This is a genomic window from Zobellia sp. OII3, from assembly GCF_002211465.1.
GTDB lineage: Bacteria > Bacteroidota > Bacteroidia > Flavobacteriales > Flavobacteriaceae > Zobellia > Zobellia galactanivorans.
In genome coordinates this window covers 1,142,030-1,159,096 of record NZ_MWRZ01000001.1, presented here as the reverse complement: position 1 = coordinate 1,159,096, position 17,067 = coordinate 1,142,030, and the positions used below count along the sequence as shown (strand labels likewise).

13 protein-coding genes and 1 tRNA gene are annotated in these 17,067 nt (G+C 42.4%); 6 read left to right on the top strand and 8 right to left on the bottom strand.

Annotated features, from left to right (window positions below):
- The first annotated feature begins 629 nt into the window (after nucleotides 1-629).
- The gene (locus B4Q04_RS04855; RefSeq protein WP_088696129.1) at nucleotides 630-2,651 is read left to right on the top strand and encodes a T9SS type A sorting domain-containing protein; all 2,022 of its coding nucleotides are present in this window, start codon (nucleotides 630-632) and stop codon (nucleotides 2,649-2,651) included.
- 252 nt (nucleotides 2,652-2,903) lie between these two features.
- On the opposite strand, the gene B4Q04_RS04850 is transcribed toward B4Q04_RS04855, so the two are convergent.
- Nucleotides 2,904-2,977, bottom strand: a tRNA-Asn gene (locus B4Q04_RS04850).
- A gap of 76 nt (nucleotides 2,978-3,053) precedes the next feature.
- On the bottom strand, nucleotides 3,054-4,412 hold the full coding sequence (rseP, locus tag B4Q04_RS04845; protein ID WP_088696128.1) for an RIP metalloprotease RseP: 1,359 nt from the start codon (nucleotides 4,410-4,412) through the stop codon (nucleotides 3,054-3,056).
- 179 nt (nucleotides 4,413-4,591) lie between these two features.
- On the opposite strand from rseP, the gene B4Q04_RS04840 reads away from it, so the two are divergent.
- The 4 genes from B4Q04_RS04840 to B4Q04_RS04825 all read left to right on the top strand — a co-directional run bounded on the left by B4Q04_RS04840 (nucleotide 4,592) and on the right by B4Q04_RS04825 (nucleotide 9,754).
- Nucleotides 4,592-5,269 (top strand): SCO family protein, encoded by a 678-nt coding sequence (locus B4Q04_RS04840; protein WP_013993327.1) that lies wholly within the window; start codon nucleotides 4,592-4,594, stop codon nucleotides 5,267-5,269.
- A gap of 175 nt (nucleotides 5,270-5,444) precedes the next feature.
- Complete coding sequence (locus tag B4Q04_RS04835) at nucleotides 5,445-5,690, top strand: ferrous iron transport protein A (RefSeq protein WP_013993326.1); 246 nt, start codon at nucleotides 5,445-5,447, stop codon at nucleotides 5,688-5,690.
- Complete coding sequence (gene feoB / locus B4Q04_RS04830) at nucleotides 5,687-7,924, top strand: ferrous iron transport protein B (RefSeq protein ID WP_013993325.1); 2,238 nt, start codon at nucleotides 5,687-5,689, stop codon at nucleotides 7,922-7,924. Before B4Q04_RS04835 ends, feoB begins: the two co-directional genes overlap by 4 nt.
- A gap of 291 nt (nucleotides 7,925-8,215) precedes the next feature.
- A complete protein-coding gene (locus B4Q04_RS04825; RefSeq protein WP_088696127.1) occupies nucleotides 8,216-9,754 on the top strand; it encodes a carboxypeptidase-like regulatory domain-containing protein in 1,539 nt (512 codons plus the stop codon).
- On the opposite strand, the gene B4Q04_RS04820 is transcribed toward B4Q04_RS04825, so the two are convergent.
- The 3 genes from B4Q04_RS04820 to B4Q04_RS04810 form a co-directional block, all read right to left on the bottom strand.
- Nucleotides 9,751-10,137 (bottom strand): DUF423 domain-containing protein, encoded by a 387-nt coding sequence (locus B4Q04_RS04820; protein WP_088696126.1) that lies wholly within the window; start codon nucleotides 10,135-10,137, stop codon nucleotides 9,751-9,753. The two genes, B4Q04_RS04825 and B4Q04_RS04820, sit on opposite strands and share 4 nt — an antisense overlap.
- Nucleotides 10,138-10,234: 97 nt before the next feature.
- Nucleotides 10,235-10,603 carry a nuclear transport factor 2 family protein gene (locus tag B4Q04_RS04815; RefSeq protein ID WP_013993321.1) on the bottom strand — a complete coding sequence of 123 codons (369 nt, stop codon included), beginning with the start codon at nucleotides 10,601-10,603 and terminating at the stop codon, nucleotides 10,235-10,237.
- Between the two features lie 120 nt (nucleotides 10,604-10,723).
- Nucleotides 10,724-11,155, bottom strand: a complete 432-nt coding sequence (locus tag B4Q04_RS04810; RefSeq protein ID WP_088696125.1) for a hypothetical protein — start codon at nucleotides 11,153-11,155, stop codon at nucleotides 10,724-10,726.
- Between the two features lie 255 nt (nucleotides 11,156-11,410).
- Between B4Q04_RS04810 and B4Q04_RS04805 the strand changes: the two genes are divergently transcribed.
- Complete coding sequence (locus B4Q04_RS04805) at nucleotides 11,411-14,044, top strand: MGH1-like glycoside hydrolase domain-containing protein (protein ID WP_013993318.1); 2,634 nt, start codon at nucleotides 11,411-11,413, stop codon at nucleotides 14,042-14,044.
- A gap of 29 nt (nucleotides 14,045-14,073) precedes the next feature.
- Here the strand turns inward: B4Q04_RS04805 and B4Q04_RS04800 are convergent, their stop codons facing one another.
- The 3 genes from B4Q04_RS04800 to B4Q04_RS04790 form a co-directional block, all read right to left on the bottom strand.
- Nucleotides 14,074-15,303 carry a sensor histidine kinase gene (locus B4Q04_RS04800; RefSeq protein WP_013993317.1) on the bottom strand — a complete coding sequence of 410 codons (1,230 nt, stop codon included), beginning with the start codon at nucleotides 15,301-15,303 and terminating at the stop codon, nucleotides 14,074-14,076.
- Nucleotides 15,304-15,507: 204 nt separating this feature from the next.
- Nucleotides 15,508-16,329 (bottom strand): ZIP family metal transporter, encoded by an 822-nt coding sequence (locus tag B4Q04_RS04795; RefSeq protein ID WP_013993316.1) that lies wholly within the window; start codon nucleotides 16,327-16,329, stop codon nucleotides 15,508-15,510.
- Between the two features lies 1 nt (nucleotide 16,330).
- On the bottom strand, nucleotides 16,331-16,987 hold the full coding sequence (locus B4Q04_RS04790) for a metal-dependent transcriptional regulator (protein WP_013993315.1): 657 nt from the start codon (nucleotides 16,985-16,987) through the stop codon (nucleotides 16,331-16,333).
- Nucleotides 16,988-17,067 lie beyond the last annotated feature (80 nt).

Below are 17,067 nucleotides of genomic sequence, written 5' to 3'. Positions count from 1 at the left end.
TTAACATTTAAAAAACACTGAAAGTCAGAGGCTTGAACACTTTTAAACCTATGTTACCAAACGGTTGTATCCAACAGGGTAGCAAAAATTGCCTAAAACACCTTTTCCTATGGATGGTCTGTAGCCTTTCTACCTTAGAAAAAAAATATTAGGGAGAGGGGTTCCGAACCAGGTTCAGTAGGAAGAACAACCCTCATTCAAAAAACATCTTCACTCCATTGAAAAAGGACATAACCCGAAAGGTCAAGCCCTTAAAAGCTTTTTAGTTGCACCCCACCCGGAATCGAAGCAAGCATATCCATGAAACGAAACACCCGTCACTATACCACAACAGGTTAAAATAGTGTCGACAAAAGATAAACAACACAAATACCTTATGATAATTTAAGGTTTTATTTGTGTTAAAACATAAGAATTTTACTACAAACATTTAAAACGGATCATATGGAATAGGCATAAGAATTTACAACCATGACCAATTCACCAACCCTTGCATAAGCATATGCAATCACACATACGCCCCTACCATTTACAAATAACGATTTACCGACAAAAAAGTCTTATTACCCACAGTAACAGAATTCACTTTTACCCCAAATTTTTATAAGAACAACTTTTAAACATTTAAAATGAAAAAACGAAAATTTAAATCCGTAATCTCTTTATTTTTGGCCGCCATTATCAATGCCACATTTCTTTTGGCCCAATCTAGCGCACCGATAACCCGACCTGTCGACCTAAATGAAAACAACTTTTTCAGCGACACTTCGGGCAGCATCCCAGCATCTCGAAGAAAAACATTAGCAAACAACGGTCCGGGAGACGATTCCGAAACCTTAAACCAATTAATAACCACGCTTGCCGATCAAGGTGGAGGGGTAATTACGATTCCAGCAGGAACTTGGCTCTTGGGCTCCATTAAACTGAAGTCAAATATCCATTTGGTTTTTGACCAAGGAGCCATAGTAAAACCCAAACTCGGAAATTTCACGGATCATTCGATTTTTGAAATAGGTTATACGGGAGTAAAAGTGTCAAATGTCAGCATCAGATCCAACACAAACAAGTTCAAAATTGACATGTCGGAACTCCCCTATAACACGAGGATATTACCCTTCAATATAAAAGAAACGGAAAACTTCATGATTTCCGGATGCCATGTGATAGACAAATGGACGGTCCATTCTACCGTAAATTTAGGGTTAAGTAAAAGAAACGGGGTATGGGCCGGCTCAAAAAATGGTCTGGTCAAAAATATTTCGGTAATAAATGCCCATGGGGGATATGGTGCCGTACAAACCAGGGTGGCACACAAAGTGTTTTTCAAGAATATTAGTTCCCAAGGAGGAGGAGCAACCCTTCGTATAGAAACCGATGGCAGGGAAACCAGTGGAAACCAAGCTCCTCAAAATATCGCTAGAGTTTCCGAAATTTCGGCCTACAATATATCGTGCAAAAACGGGAATTCGGCAGTAATGATTCAACCTTGGGGCGCAAAAAATGGTTGGTTCGACATCCAAAAGGTGAGAGCTACAAGTTGTATGGCCGCCGTACGCATCGATCGGGCATTTGTTGATTTGAACGCTCCAAGTATTGGTAATTTTGACCCAGATTCGCGTATTACCGACATCGCCAGTACTTACGGAACAAATGCCCAAGTAAAAGATGGAAATATCCCATTTGTTCCCTGTAATCTACGAACGAACCCCAATATTTTAAAAACAACCAGCAAACCTGGGCAGGCAAGATGGTTCCAAGGACCTTCTTTGGCGCCCCTTTTGTATTCGGCCAGTAGTACCACGGGACAAGATCCTAGATACTACAGCATTAAAATTCCTTCTGTAGCCACCCTTGAACAGAACGCCACAAACTTCCCTCCGAATACACCCGTTATTCGAAGATGGAACCATCGGGTAGATAATTGTGCCGCTCAAGGAAACAATGGTGATAACAACAGTGAAGCACCTATAGGAAAAATCATAACACTTAAAAATAATAAGGCCTATGTAAGTTCTGAGAATGGTTCAAAAGCCATGACCTGCTTCAGAGCAACCGCAGGAGATTGGGAAAAATTCAAGGTTGTTGATGCAGGAGAAGGAAAAATAGCCCTTAAAGGCAACAATAATAAATATGTTAGTGCCGAAAATGGGATAAACCGAATGACTTGCAATAAAAGTACCATTGGCCATACGGAAAAATTCAAATGGGAGGAGCTTAATACCAACACGGTCGTCTTACGCGGAAGCAATGGAAAAAACGTTAGTTCGGCAGGTAATAAAAACCCTATGATATGTAACCTCACCACCATTGGACCATGGTCGAAATTTATTTGGACCGTTCCCACCATCTCCAATAGGGCCGCTAATAACTCAAGCCTATCTATGAAAGCCAGTTCAGGGGTCATCAAGAGTACTACAGTATTTCCAAATCCATCAAAAGGAGGTACCGTATTCTTACAACTCGATGATATTGACGGAAACCTCATCACCTATTATTCATTATTAGATGTATCGGGTAACATAGTTCTACCGAGAAAAAAGGCGGTCAATCCAAAAACCATTATTGACACTTCATCCTTGAATATCGGGGTGTACTTTGTAAAAGTCGAAAACTCGCAGGGAAGCAAAATGCTTAAGCTTATCTTACAATAGCAGCATAAGACGGCGCATGGTTTTTACAAAATCACCGCGCTAAAAAAACTCCGATTTAGCCATAGGGGGACCAGAAAATGACAATTGTCAGGAGCGGGACATTTTATCCCGCTTCATCTGGTTAAAAAACTCCGAAATACAAACTATTCACCTCTACAATAAGGTCCCGACCTATAAACTTCTCGCCCGAACATCAATGCCATAAAAAACAAAAAATCCAACCTAAATTAATAGATTGGATTTCTAATTTTGCTCCCCCTCTTGGGCTCGAACCAAGGACCCTCTGATTAACAGTCAGATGCTCTAACCAACTGAGCTAAGGAGGAAAATATACCCGCTTTGTTTATCAAAGCGGGTGCAAATATAATTGTTTTTTTTATTGTCCCAAATAAATTTTGCAATCTATTTTCCAGTTAAATATCTATACAGGTCATTTCCGTTGGCAAATAGTATCAAAGCAAGCAATAAAAAGAAGCCGATCATCTGTGCATATTCCAAAAATTTATCGCTTGGTTTTCGTCCGGAAACTATCTCATATAGCAAGAACATTACATGTCCGCCATCTAAGGCGGGTATGGGCAAGAGGTTCAACACACCCAACATTATCGATAAGAAAGCCGTGGTACCCCAAAACACTTCCCAGTTCCAAGTATTCGGAAAAAGTCCGCCAATGGCCGCAAAGCCACCTACACCTTTATACGCGCCTGTATCTGGATTGAAAATTTTCTTCAATTGCTTTAGGTAGCCGGTAAATTTACTCACCCCTTTATTGATTCCTGCAGGAATAGACTGTGCAAAAGTGTATTTTTCCGTTTCCACACGTAAAAGTCCCCTTTGCTCCATATCCTCCATAGAAAGCCCCATCGGCCGCACACCTATTTGGGCCGAGTCATTGATAACTACAGGTATTACCTTACGTTCGTTATTCTCACGGACAACGGTCAAATCGATTTTTTCTCCCTTATGGTTTTCCAGAATAGGTTTTACCTCATCAAAATAGGTAACTTTTTTTCCTGCGATCTCCACCACTTCGTCTTGAGGTTCAAGTCCGGCTTCTTTGTTCAACGACCCGGGCGTAACCTCCCCTATGATAAAGGGAATACGAGGTCCTAAAAACAAAGCACGATCTTTATCCTCCATCAATGTAGCAATAAAGTCTACCGGAATGGCCTGTTCTATAGTTTGGCCGTCGCGCTCTATGGTAATCGAGTTCCCCTCGATTATACTCATAAAGATTCCGTTGAAATCTTTTACTTTGTTTCCATCGACCGCAAGAATCTTATCCCCCGTTTGAATACCCAGTTCATCACCTATCGTTTTCTCGATGACGTGAACCCCGTCTTTCAAACTGTCCGCAGGAATGTACTGATCACCATACCCATAGGCCATACCAATATAAATGACCAAGGCCAGGATAAAGTTTACCGTTACCCCTCCCAACATAATGATCAATCGTTGCCAGGCCGGCTTACTTCTGAACTCCCATTCCTTGGGTTCTTCCTTCATCGCCTCGGTATCCATACTTTCGTCGATCATACCGGCTATTTTCACGTAGCCCCCTAACGGAAGCCAACCGATCCCGTAAACGGTCTCACCGATCTTCTTTTTAAATAGGGAAAACTTAACATCAAAGAAGAGGTAGAATTTCTCTACACGGGTCTTAAATAATTTAGCTGGAATAAAATGCCCCATTTCGTGAAGCACTATCAATAACGAAAGGCTTAAAAGGAATTGTATAGTCTTAATAAGTAACGGACTCATCTATAGTTTTCTATAATTAACGAACTCATCTTGAATTCAGCCGACAAAAGTACACTTTTACGGCCGCTTAAAAAAAATTACTAGTCAACCTCAATTATTTTTAAGAAAGATTTAGGAGCACTCCGAGGGGTCTAGAGTTGAATGCTCGTAATGTCTAACGTATCTTTGCCAAAAAGATTATGCGCTCTTTTTTCGCCAAATACAAATTTTTCGGTCTTGTACTCTTAGGGATTTCATCCATAATCATTTATCTTTTCTACAACGCCCTACAACCCGCCAAAACCTTAACGATCTACCAGCCGACCATGGTCAACCCCGAACTCGTTGACAGTACCCTTCAATACAAAAGAAAATACCATACCATTGCCGATTTTTCGTTGACCAATCAAAATGGCGAAACCATTACGCAAGAAGATTACGCGGATAAGATTTATATCGCCGACTTTTTCTTTACCACCTGCCCTACCATCTGCCCCATCATGACGAAGAATATGGCCAGTATACAGGAACGCATCAAAAATTTTGACGATGTACTGCTTTTGTCGCATTCGGTAACCCCACAAATCGATTCCGTGGCCCAATTAAAAAAATACGCCATAGAAAAAGGCGTTGACGACGCCAAATGGAATTTGGTAACGGGTGATAAGAAACAGATATACGAATTGGCCAGAAAATCATACTTGGCCGTCAAAGACGATGGTGATGGCGGGCCCTTCGACATGATCCATACCGAAAATTTTATTTTGGTCGACAAGAAAAAACGCATTCGCGGATTTTACGACGGAACCAATCCGGAAGAGATAGAAAAACTAATGGGCGACCTAGAAATCCTTAGGGCATCCTACGAAAAGAAATAGATCCGCAGCCGAGACAATATGCATCAATTTTAGCATCTGTTTTATATCCCTTGTGCTATCATAGCTTTAAAGAGCGGAAACTTCCGAATTTTTAGGAATTTTTGGGATTAGGGAGCCTCATTTTAGGATAAATTATGCTACTTTTGTCCTTACTTATAATCAATCTAAATAAACATTGACAACTACGGTCGCGCAACTCAAAAAAGGACAAAAAGGGATCATCAAAGAATTCTCAGATGATTCGCTTCCCATAAAACTATTGGAATTGGGTTGTTTGCCCGGAAACGAAGTAGAGTTAATTCAAATTGCGCCTTTCAAAGACCCCATCTACATCAATGTTAACGGTTCACATATTGCCATTAGGCGCGAAACGGCCCAACTTATTGAACTCGATATTCTAGATGATACCCCGGCGCTATGAGCAAACAAATCAATGTTGCCCTTATAGGCAATCCTAACACAGGTAAGACTTCCGTTTTCAACCAACTGACGGGATTAAAGCAAAAGGTCGGCAATTATCCCGGCATTACCGTTGAAAAAAAAGAGGGTATTTGCAAATTACCCCGTGGCGTAAAAGCCCATATTCTTGATTTACCCGGTACCTATAGCCTGAATACGACCTCTTTGGACGAGAGCGTTGCCGTTGAGCTTTTACTGAACAAAAACGATAAGAACCACCCCGATGTGGCCATAGTGGTTTCAGATGTTGAAAACCTGAAACGAAACCTTTTGCTGTTCACGCAGATCAAAGACCTTAAAATACCGGCCATTCTTGTCATTAACATGGCCGACCGCATGTCGCGCAAGGGAATTTCGGTGGATATTGCCCTCCTAGAACAAAAACTGAACACTAAAATCGCCCTGGTCAGCACAAGAAAAAGGATGGGTATCGACCGCCTAAAGGAACTCATCACCGATTACAAAAACCTCTCTACCGAACAGAACGTAGACATCACGGTAATTTCACCGGAGTATTTTGATAAACTCAGGTCGGCATTCCCTAACGAAGACCTCTACAAGTTATGGCTTGTGATCACGCAAGACGTCAACTTCATGCCCATTGAAAAAAAGCTGTTCAAAGATGCCACATCTTTCGCTACCAAATCAAAATCGGAGCTGAAACGATTACAGCAAAAAGAAACCATTCTAAGATATCAGTTCATCAACGGCATTCTAAAGGAAACCTACAAAGTAGATTTGGCCGCGGCCAAGGGCTTAAGGGCTTCCTTTGACAAAATACTGACACATAAAGTATTCGGCTACGTTATTTTCTTTGCCATACTGCTTACCATATTTCAAGCCATATACGATTGGAGTGGATATCCACAAGACATGATAGAAACCTTCTTTGCCAACGCAAGCGGATGGGTCAAAGACACCCTGCCTCCTGGGGTGTTCACCAATCTCATTGCAGAAGGGGTCTTAACGGGTATCGGCGGCATTGTCATGTTCATTCCGCAAATCGCCTTTTTATTCCTCTTTATATCGCTTTTAGAGGAAACGGGCTATATGAGCCGTGTAGTGTTCTTAATGGACCGCCTAATGCGCCCATTCGGCCTAAGCGGGAAGAGTGTCGTGCCCCTCATGTCGGGTACCGCCTGTGCCATCCCTGCGGTAATGGCCACCCGTACCATTGAAAATTGGAAGGAAAGGCTGATTACCATACTCGTAACACCTTTTACGACCTGCTCGGCCCGATTGCCGATTTATATCATCATCATCGCCTTGGTCATTCCCGAAGGCAGTATTCTCGGATTGGGCTATAAAGCCTTGACCTTAATGCTCTTATATCTACTCGGTTTTGCCGCGGCCATTCTATCGGCCATGGTATTGAACAAGATATTGAAAATCAAAGGCCGATCCTTCTTTGTGGTCGAAATGCCCAACTACAAATTGCCATTACCCAAAAACGTGGCCTACACGGTATGGGAAAAGACCAAAAGTTTTGTTCTAGGGGCAGGAAAGATCATCTTGGCAATTTCCATAGTGCTTTGGTTCCTAGGCTCCAATGGTTATGCCGACGATTTTAAGAATGCCGATGAAATCGTAACCAACCAAATCAAGAAAGAAGGGTTTTCAGATTTTAACCAGGCCAATATCCAAAACGAGCTATCGGCCTATGAATCGGCCTTAAAGGACAGTATAAGTAACAATGTATATACCATTGATGCCGCGGCCCTCTCCGATTCCATAGCACAAAAAAAGACCTTTCTCGAAGAAAGGGCCCTACACCAAGAGATTTCGAGCTACAAACTGGAGAATTCCTATATGGGCTATATGGGCAAGGCCATTGAGCCAGTGGTCCATCCCTTGGGCTACGATTGGAAAATAGGTATTGCCGTACTCACTTCATTTGCCGCACGTGAAGTATTCGTGGGCACCTTGGCCACCATATACAGCGTGGGCAGTGACGAGGAGCAGACCATTCAAAACCGCATGGCCGCCGAAATCAACCCAAAGACCAAAAAACCATTGTTCAACTTGGCTTCCGGCATTTCGCTCCTGCTATTTTATGCCTTCGCCATGCAATGTATGAGTACGTTGGCAGTGGTAAAACGAGAGACAAACACATGGAAATGGCCCGCAGCACAATTGGTATTTATGAGTTCTTTTGCCTATATTGTTGCTCTGGTCGCCTATCAAATACTGAAATAAAATGAGCGTACTTCAACCCATATTGGTTTATATCGTAGTTGCTATTTCTGCAGGTTATTTAGTGAAGAAATTCCTTTTGCCCAAAACATTGTTCTCCACCAAAAAAGGCAGTAACAAAGCTTGTGGGCAAGATGGCTGTGGCTGTCATTGACCTTGCTACACCCTTGCCGTACCCCGCTACTTATGTAAGTTAATTCGTTAACAAAAGGATAAATCGGTATTAAATAAATCAAAAAAGGCATGCTTTCCTCAGTGCTATCGCTTTTTTTTGAATAGCCATTAACGATGATTATGTCAAGAGCTTTTGTCTTCCCGTTCGTATTTTGCCTATTTTTTAGCACGGCACAACATGCACAAAGTTTAAGTTCAACCATTGTAGACTCCGTCTCGAAAAAGCCGGTACCCTATGCCACGGTGCAGTTGAACAACAAAGGGATGATTACCAATGAAGAGGGCAAGTTCAAGTTTTTGCTCAAAGACCGGATAGCAGCACCCGATTCCCTTTTTATTTCCTGTATCGGATACGAATCTATAGGAAAACCTATTTCCGCTTTTACCGATAGTCTTATCTACCTTAAGCCTAAAGCCATAGAACTTCAAGAAGTTATCGTATCGAACAAAAATTACGAGCCCAAGGAAATTATTGAACTTGTTGAGGAAAACATTGAAAAAAACTATAATACCGGACTTTCCAAAAAGCGTCTTTTCTTAAGGGAAACCTATCAGAACAACATTATCAAGACCAACTACGAAATCAAAAAATCGACCATAGACGCCTTCAACAAAAACTTCCTTGACAGCGTAATACAGACCATTCCCAAAAACAATGTGTACTATACCGAAATGCTGGGCGACCTTTATGTTTCAGACGATGCCGAAACGCAAAAACTAGACCTTATAAAGGCTTCCGAACTATACGATAAGAGCAAAGACCTCGATATAGAAATGCTTGAAAAAAAGTTCAATAAAATAGCCAAGGAAAATATTAAGACCGACTCTTACTTTAAGATAAAATCAGGACTCTTCGGTACTAAGGTAGATGCCGAAGACATAGGCGATGTTTTTAAGGAGGAAGTCGATTCTACCGATGTTGCCGCCCTAAACAAACATATTGAGGAAGAGAAGAAAAACAAAGAGGAAAGACGTGAATTTTTTCTAGAATACAAACGGAAAACCTTGGGCAATCTTTTTCAGAACCTTCCCATTTTTAAGGATAGCGACTACAACGTTATTTACAAGCCCAGGCGTTACGAACTCACACTTGAAAACCACACTTATATAGGGGACCAGGCCGTATATGTCATTCGTTTTGTGCCCGACGGTTCCCCTGAATTTGAAGGCGTGCTCTACATCAACTCCGATGACTTCGCCTTGATTCGAATGGACTTCGAGAACACCAAACCCCTTCGCGATTTTAAATTGCTCGGCATTTCGGTGAACGAATATCTGGCCAAAGGAAGCATTCTGTTCGATAAGGGCCCGGACCAAAAATACTACTTGCGCTACTACAACATTATAAAAGGTGTTCGCGCCGGAATCAAAAGGCCCTTGACCATTATTGAAAAGAACAAACACGTTAAAGGAAGACGAAAACAGAACGAACTGGCCCTAAAGATCGATGCCTCCTTTGGCAATATCAACCGATACGAGCTGGTAGTTTTTGATGAAGAGTCCATCAATTCGGGCCAATTTGAAGCCTTTAAAGAAAAAACAGGCGTACTTCCCACCTATATGCCCGACTACGACCCGAACTTTTGGAAAGGTTACGACATTATAGAGCCCAATCAGGCCATTAAGGAGTTTACTTCAGAAGTACAATCGGAGCACTAGACCAGGTTCCGAAGAAAGCTGTACAACAACAGCACCCAACCGCACACCAACAATAAGCCGCCAAGCGGGGTCACAGGCCCTAAAAATCGAAGTTTCCTTCCTTTAGCAGCACTAATCACCAAAGCGTATATACTAAAAGAGAACAAGAAGGTACCTATTACAAAACAATAGACCATATACTCCTGAAAGGGAACATCCATATTAAAATTGAAGCCGATGAGAAGCAATACCATCGCGTGGTACATTTGGTATTTCACCCCGGTCTCAAAACTTTTGAGCTGATTTACCGAAAGTAACTTCTTAAGGGCATGGGCGCCAAAGGCACCGAACACAACCGCTAAAATACCATATAATGCACCAACAATTTGAGCCAGTAGAACCATGAATGAATTTTAAAGCAAAGATAGCCTTTAACCCTTCTAAAAGCAAAGAGCCGCTCTACAGTAGAACGGCTCTTATACTATGACTTTTCAAAATTATCTATCCTTTGTCATCGTAGAAGAATTGCTCTTTTACAATTTTACCTTCCTTTACTTCGTAGACCGCTATTTCCGACATGCTCGAACGTTGCCCCGACGGCTTATGGGTGGTATCCATGGTAAACTTTACCGAAAACCAGTTGTCCGCCACTACCGGGTTCGAAGCCTTACTACTGTGCACCTCAAAATTCTCACGCCACCACTCCCCTTTTTTCTTGATACCTTCAAAGCCTTCAACATAGGCTCCTTCGCCCTTACCATCGTTTTCTATACTGACGATTTTTTCACTGTACAATTCCTTGTACGGCTTTTCAAAATCACCTGAATTGCACCATGCGACCAATTTTGCCGCAATTTCATCTGTTTCCATGACTGTTCGTTTTATTGATTCCACGACAAAATACGACACATTCGCCTGAATAACAAAACACTGCAAATAATTTAAAGCAGATTTAATACGGAAAGTAAATAAAAAATCTCGCGCGTTAGGCTAATTCGGTTCTACGGGCAACTTACTCGAAAGCAAATCGAACAATTGCTGGGTTTCTGTAGAGTCTTTAAGGTTGATAAAGAGTTTTAGCGAATCGTGATGTACGATCTTTATCTTTTGGTTTTCAAGGTTATCTATATATACGTATACCTTTTTATCGGTAAGCGAATCTTTGAACTCCCTAAAAACACCTTTTTCCTTTTGGAAGGCGGAAAAACCGTTCAGCCGCACCATTGGAGGTATTTTCTCGACCAAATCAACACTGTCTAAAGCGGAAAACGGAACTTTTTGTAGATAGAAGCCAGAAATGACCCGCATTCCGGTAGCATCGGTTTTCGTCCAGTTCTTAAAATGTAAGACAAAGATCGAAAGACATACAATTACCGTAAGTACGCCCAAAATGTTCCACAATAGATGTCCTTTTTTCTGCATATTCAAGTAATTTCCCGATTTTGACCCTGACCGACAAAACCATCTGCCAATCACTCTATGAACGTACAAAATTGATGAAAATTTCCGATAGTGCTCAAAATTTTAGCACACCGGTCATTAATATCTTGTAAGCAGCGGTTTATATGTCTAAATTTAAGTGCAATTATAAACTGATTTTTATCGGGTAAACTACAACCTATTTGTACGGTAGTTCAGGTCAAAAGAGATGACTTCCCATAAAGCAATAAATACAATATGACCCACATCACCAAAGAACACCAAAGACTTGACGACCATTACAACAAGAAGAAAGATTGGCTCAAATGGGGCCCTTATCTTAGCGAAAGGCAATGGGGAACGGTTCGCGAAGATTACAGCCCTAACGGTGATGCCTGGAACTATTTGCCCCACGACCACGCCCGTAGCAGGACCTACCGTTGGGGCGAAGATGGTATTGCCGGTATTTCGGACCGTTATTGCAATATCTGTTTTTCGGTGGCGCTTTGGAATGGCAAAGACCCTATTTTAAAAGAACGCCTCTTCGGGCTTACCGGCCCTCAAGGCAACCACGGTGAAGATGTTAAGGAACTCTATTATTACTTAGAGAACACCCCTTCACATTCGTATATGAAACATCTTTACAAATACCCTCAAAACGAATTTCCGTACAATGATTTAGTAGAAAAAAACCGAAACATAGGTAAGCACGATAACGAATACGAACTGCTAGACACGGGCATCTTTGACAATGACGAATACTTCGATGTATTTACCGAATATGCCAAGGCGGAAAGTGAAGACCTATTGATCAAGATTTCCGTTTGTAACCGCGGACCGAAAACCGCAACGGCCCATGTATTGCCCACGCTCTGGATACGAAATTTCTGGAGCTTCACCGGTATGCCCGAAAAACCGATCATCACCCAACAAAAGGGCAATACCGCACCTTATGTTTCCGTTGACCACAGTTACGTCGGCCAATACAACCTGTATTTCGACACCCCAAAAAAAATACTGTTCACCGAAAACGAAACCAATATGGAACGGGTTTTCGATGGTACCAACGAACATCCCTTTAAAAAAGACCTATTCCACGACGCTGTAATCAACAATGACTTTACACTGGCGGAAAAGAACAGGAAAGGAACAAAGTGCGCCCCACTCTACACCTTGGAAATCGCCCCTGGCGAGACCCATGTAATAAAACTTAGGCTAACGAAAGACAAACTAGAATCTCCCTTATCGGACACCTTCGACTCCGCCTTCGCCCTACGACAGGAAGAATCGAAAAACTTTCTACATGCCATCACCGACAAATCATCGGAAGACGAGCGGGAAATACAAAAACAGGCCTTTGCCGGCCTGCTATGGACCAAGCAATATTACAATTACGAGGTAGACCTATGGTTAGAGGGCGACCCTGGCACGACCCCGCCCCAAGAGCGCCTGCACGGCAGGAACAGTACATGGAAAACTTTCCGTAACCACGATATCCTATCGATGCCCGATGCTTGGGAATACCCATGGTTCGCGGCTTGGGACTCGGCCTTTCATTGTGTCACCTTCTCGATGGTAGACCATGAATTCGCAAAAAAACAGCTTTTATTGTTTACCAAAGAATGGTATATGGCGCCAAACGGTCAAATACCCGCCTATGAATGGAACTTTAGTGATGTAAACCCTCCTGTACAAGCTTGGGCCGCCATCCAAATCTATCAAATGGAACAGCGAAAAACCGGCAAGGGCGATATCAAGTTCTTAAAACGGATGTTCAATAAATTGGCCCTGAACTTCACTTGGTGGGTGAATAGGGAAGATAGCCTAAACAATAACGTATTTGAAGGTGGATTTTTGGGCCTTGACAATATCGGGGTCTTCGACCGCAGTAACGGCGTGCCCGGAGGAGGTGTTCTTGAACAGGTAGACGGCACTTCTTGGATGGCCCTCTACTGTCTGAACATGCTGGAAATAGCACTAGAGATCGCGCAAGACGACGACACCTTTGAAGACATGGCCCTAAAGTATTTTGGCCACTTCGTTTTCATTGCCGAAGCACTCAATAAAATTACCAAGGACTCCATGAATTCATGGGACGAAAAGGAAGGCTTCTTCTACGATACGCTTATCTTGCCCCATGGGCAAAAAATACCTATTAAGGTTAGGTCTATTTCCGGTCTACTTTCATTGACCGCCGTGCTCAACATAAGAAAAGGATGCCTAGAGAAGTTGCCCCGGTTCAAGGCCAGTATGGAGTGGTACCGAAAATACCGTATTGAACGACAACAGTACCAAGTAGTCGAAGAATATGGCCCCGACAATGATGTTCTGCTCTCATTGGTCCCAAGGAAAAGACTCGACATCTTGATCAATAGCATACTCGACGAATCGGAATTCTTGGCCGAGTATGGCATTCGTTCGCTATCAAAAGAACACGAAAACAGGTATGAAGTAGAGATCAACGGAGCTACTTACGGGATCGAATATGAACCTGCCGAATCATCTACCGATTTGTTCGGAGGGAATTCGAATTGGCGCGGCCCCATATGGATGCCCATGAACTACCTATTCATCAGCACCTTCAAAGAATACCACAATTATTTTGGTGACAACTTAAAATACGCCTATCCATCAGGAAGCGATAAGCAACTCAATTTAAAAGAGATAGCATTCGAGATAAGCAAAAGACTCATCGGTATTTTTCAAAAAAACGAAGACGGGAAGCGTCCGGTAAACCTATTGCACGAGAATAAATATACCGAAAAGCACTTTGAGGACCTTATTCTGTTCTATGAGTATTTCGATGGCAACAACGGACGTGGCGTGGGTGCTTCCCACCAAACCGGCTGGACGGCCCTCGTGGCAAATCTTATAGAGGAAATCAATCGATGACACCCATCGTTTTACCTTTTTTAGGTTTATCAGGCCATTGAGGGACTCATATGGGAGGCTGCTTTTATCGTAAAGGAAAAGGTAGCTCCTTCACCTACCTTTGAGCTGACCGCAACTTGACCTCCAAGTCCTTCTACCACTTTTTTTACGGTAGCTAGGCCTATACCGGTTCCCTTTTCCCCAAATCTGTCCTTCGGAGAAACGATCTCAAAAATTTTAAAGATTTTTTCTTGATCTTCTTCGTTGATTCCTGGACCGTTATCCCTAACGGAAAACTCATAATGAGATTCGCTTTCCCCAACATCGAGGTCTATTTCAATTTTGGACTTGTCATTGTACTTTATAGCATTGGCAATCAAGTTGATCAAAATCTGTTCAACCGCCACCTTATTGGCATAAATGGAATCTAACTCACTGTTTATCCGTATGACACATTCTTTATGCCCCCCAAAAAGTTCAGAAATATTTTTATGCAGGTCGGTCAAACTTATGCGCGTCTTATCGTTGCTATTGTACTGTCCCGATTTACTATAATCTAAAAGTCCGGTTATCAGTTTTCGCAATGTTTCCGATGAACTTCTGATAAATTCAATAATCTGCTTCCCCTCATCATCGACTAAAGGCGCATAATCTTCGTACAAGCAGTTAGACAGGGTTAAAATATTATTCAAAGGCGACTTAAGGTCATGTGCGGCAATGGCGGCAAAATTGTCAAGTTCATGGTTCGTGCGGGCCAATTGTTCATTAGCCTTTTCCAATTCCATTTTTTTCTTTCGAAGATCAAGCAAGTTCATGATTTGATCCGACAATATCTTCAAAGCATTGACTTGGCTTTTTGTAAGGGCCCTAGGTTTGGTATCTATGACACAGAGGGTACCTAACGGTAGTCCGCCCGCCCCTTTTAGCGGTACGCCCGCATAAAAAATAACATGGGGATCACCTTGAACCATGGGATTATCGTGAAAACGCTCGTCGATACGTGCGTCTTCAATAACAAAGATACTATCGGAGGCATTTATGGTATGCCCACAAAATGAATATTCCTTTTCGGTTTCTCTTACATCGATACCATGATACGCCTTAAACCATTGGCGATCTTTATCCAAAAGCGTCACTACGGATATCGGGGTTCCACAAATTTCAGAGGCCAGTGTCACTAGGTTATCGTAATCTTCCTCTAAAGGAGTATCAAGAATACCGTACGATTCAAGCAGCGCTAGTCTTTCAGCCTCTCTCTTATGTTTTTCGGGAGCAATCATAAAAAAAAATTGAGATAGCCGAAGATATTTATACTTCTATCGGCTTGCTGTACTACAACGCTAAAGTATCTAATATCTTGTATTCCAAAGGTTAAAAATTTGACTATGCTAGTCTTGACTATCTTCCAAAACCCATCACAGAAAACAAGCACAAACCTTTATTTATAAGACGTCAGAATATTGCCGAACAGTATTATATTCGGCTTATCCCAAACCTACATCAAGGGTCATCATAATAATAAACCCGCCAATAAAACCCATGGTAGCAATATCTGTGTATTTGTCTTGCTGGGTTTCAGGTATTACTTCCTCTACCACGACAAATATCATGGCACCGGCGGCAAACGATAGGGCATAAGGCAACATCGGCTGAAAGGTCATGACCGCCCAAGCTCCCAAAACGGCGGCTATAGGCTCTACAATTGCCGAGGCCTGCCCATACATAAAGCTTTTATAACGGCTAAGCCCCTGCCTCCTAAGCGGCATAGCTACGGCAAATCCTTCGGGGAAATTCTGAAGACCGATACCTAAGGCCAAAGCCACGGCCCCACCGATACTCGCCCCTTCAAATCCAGCGGCCACACCTCCAAAAAGAACCCCAACGGCAAGCCCTTCGGGAATGTTGTGAAGCGTAATGGCCAAGGTCAGCAGGGTGGTACGGTGCCAAGGGGTTTTAATCCCTTCCTTTTCGCTTTCCTTAAAATTGATATGGAGATGGGGCAGCACCTTGTCTAATCCGAAAATGAACAACGAGCCCATAAGAAAGCCCACTGCGGCGGGAATTACTTTCACAAAACCTTCTCCCGGACTCATTTCTATGCCCGGGGCCAAGAGGCTCCAAAAGCTGGCCGCTACCATAACACCACCGGTAAAACCCAGCATACCATCTAAAAGCGCCCGGTTCATGCCCTTAAAGAAAAAAACCAAGGCAGCACCGGCAGCCGTAAGACCCCATGTAAACAATGTGGCATAAAAAGCCGCCAAAACCGGATCTATCGATTCAAAATAATCAATTATCTCTTGCATATCATTCGGTTATTTTAAGATACAAATTGGCCGCTATTTGATTTGAGATGTGAATACTCTTCCCTTTCACCTCAATATGTAACGACCCGTCAAATTCTTCTTTTTCCAATACCGTTATAGCATCGCCCAAGGCAATTTTATTCTTATCGAGAAATTTCAGGAAAGGCGCTGAAGAATCCTTGACCCCAACACAGGTACCGCTGGTTCCTACCGGCACCTCGTTCAGCAATTTTTTTACCGCTTTTTTAAACTCCCCGGTTTTAGACGGTATGGGATCGCCGTGCGGGTCGACCTCAGGATACCCTAGTAACTTATCAAGCCTATCCGTCAATTTTTCGCTCTTAATATGCTCTAGCTGCTCGGCTACTTCATGGACTTCATCCCAAGCAAAGTTGAGCTTGTCGACCAAGAATACTTCCCATAACCTATGCTTTCTGACCAAGGTCAAGGCTAGTTTTTGGCCGTGTTCGGTAAGGCAAACACCTTTGTATTTCCGATAGTTGGCCACCCCTTTTTCCGATAGTTTTTTGATCATATCGGTTACGGATGAAGGTTTCGTACGCATCTGCTCCGCTACCTCGTTGGTCGAGACCATGCTATTCTCACCCTTTCCTAGATGATAAATAGCCTTTATATAATCTTCTTCTGAAAGTGTCATAAAAAATTTGAATTACACAAAAATACGTTTTTATATCTAGAAACAAATATTTAGATTTGTCTAAATTTTAATTTATATAG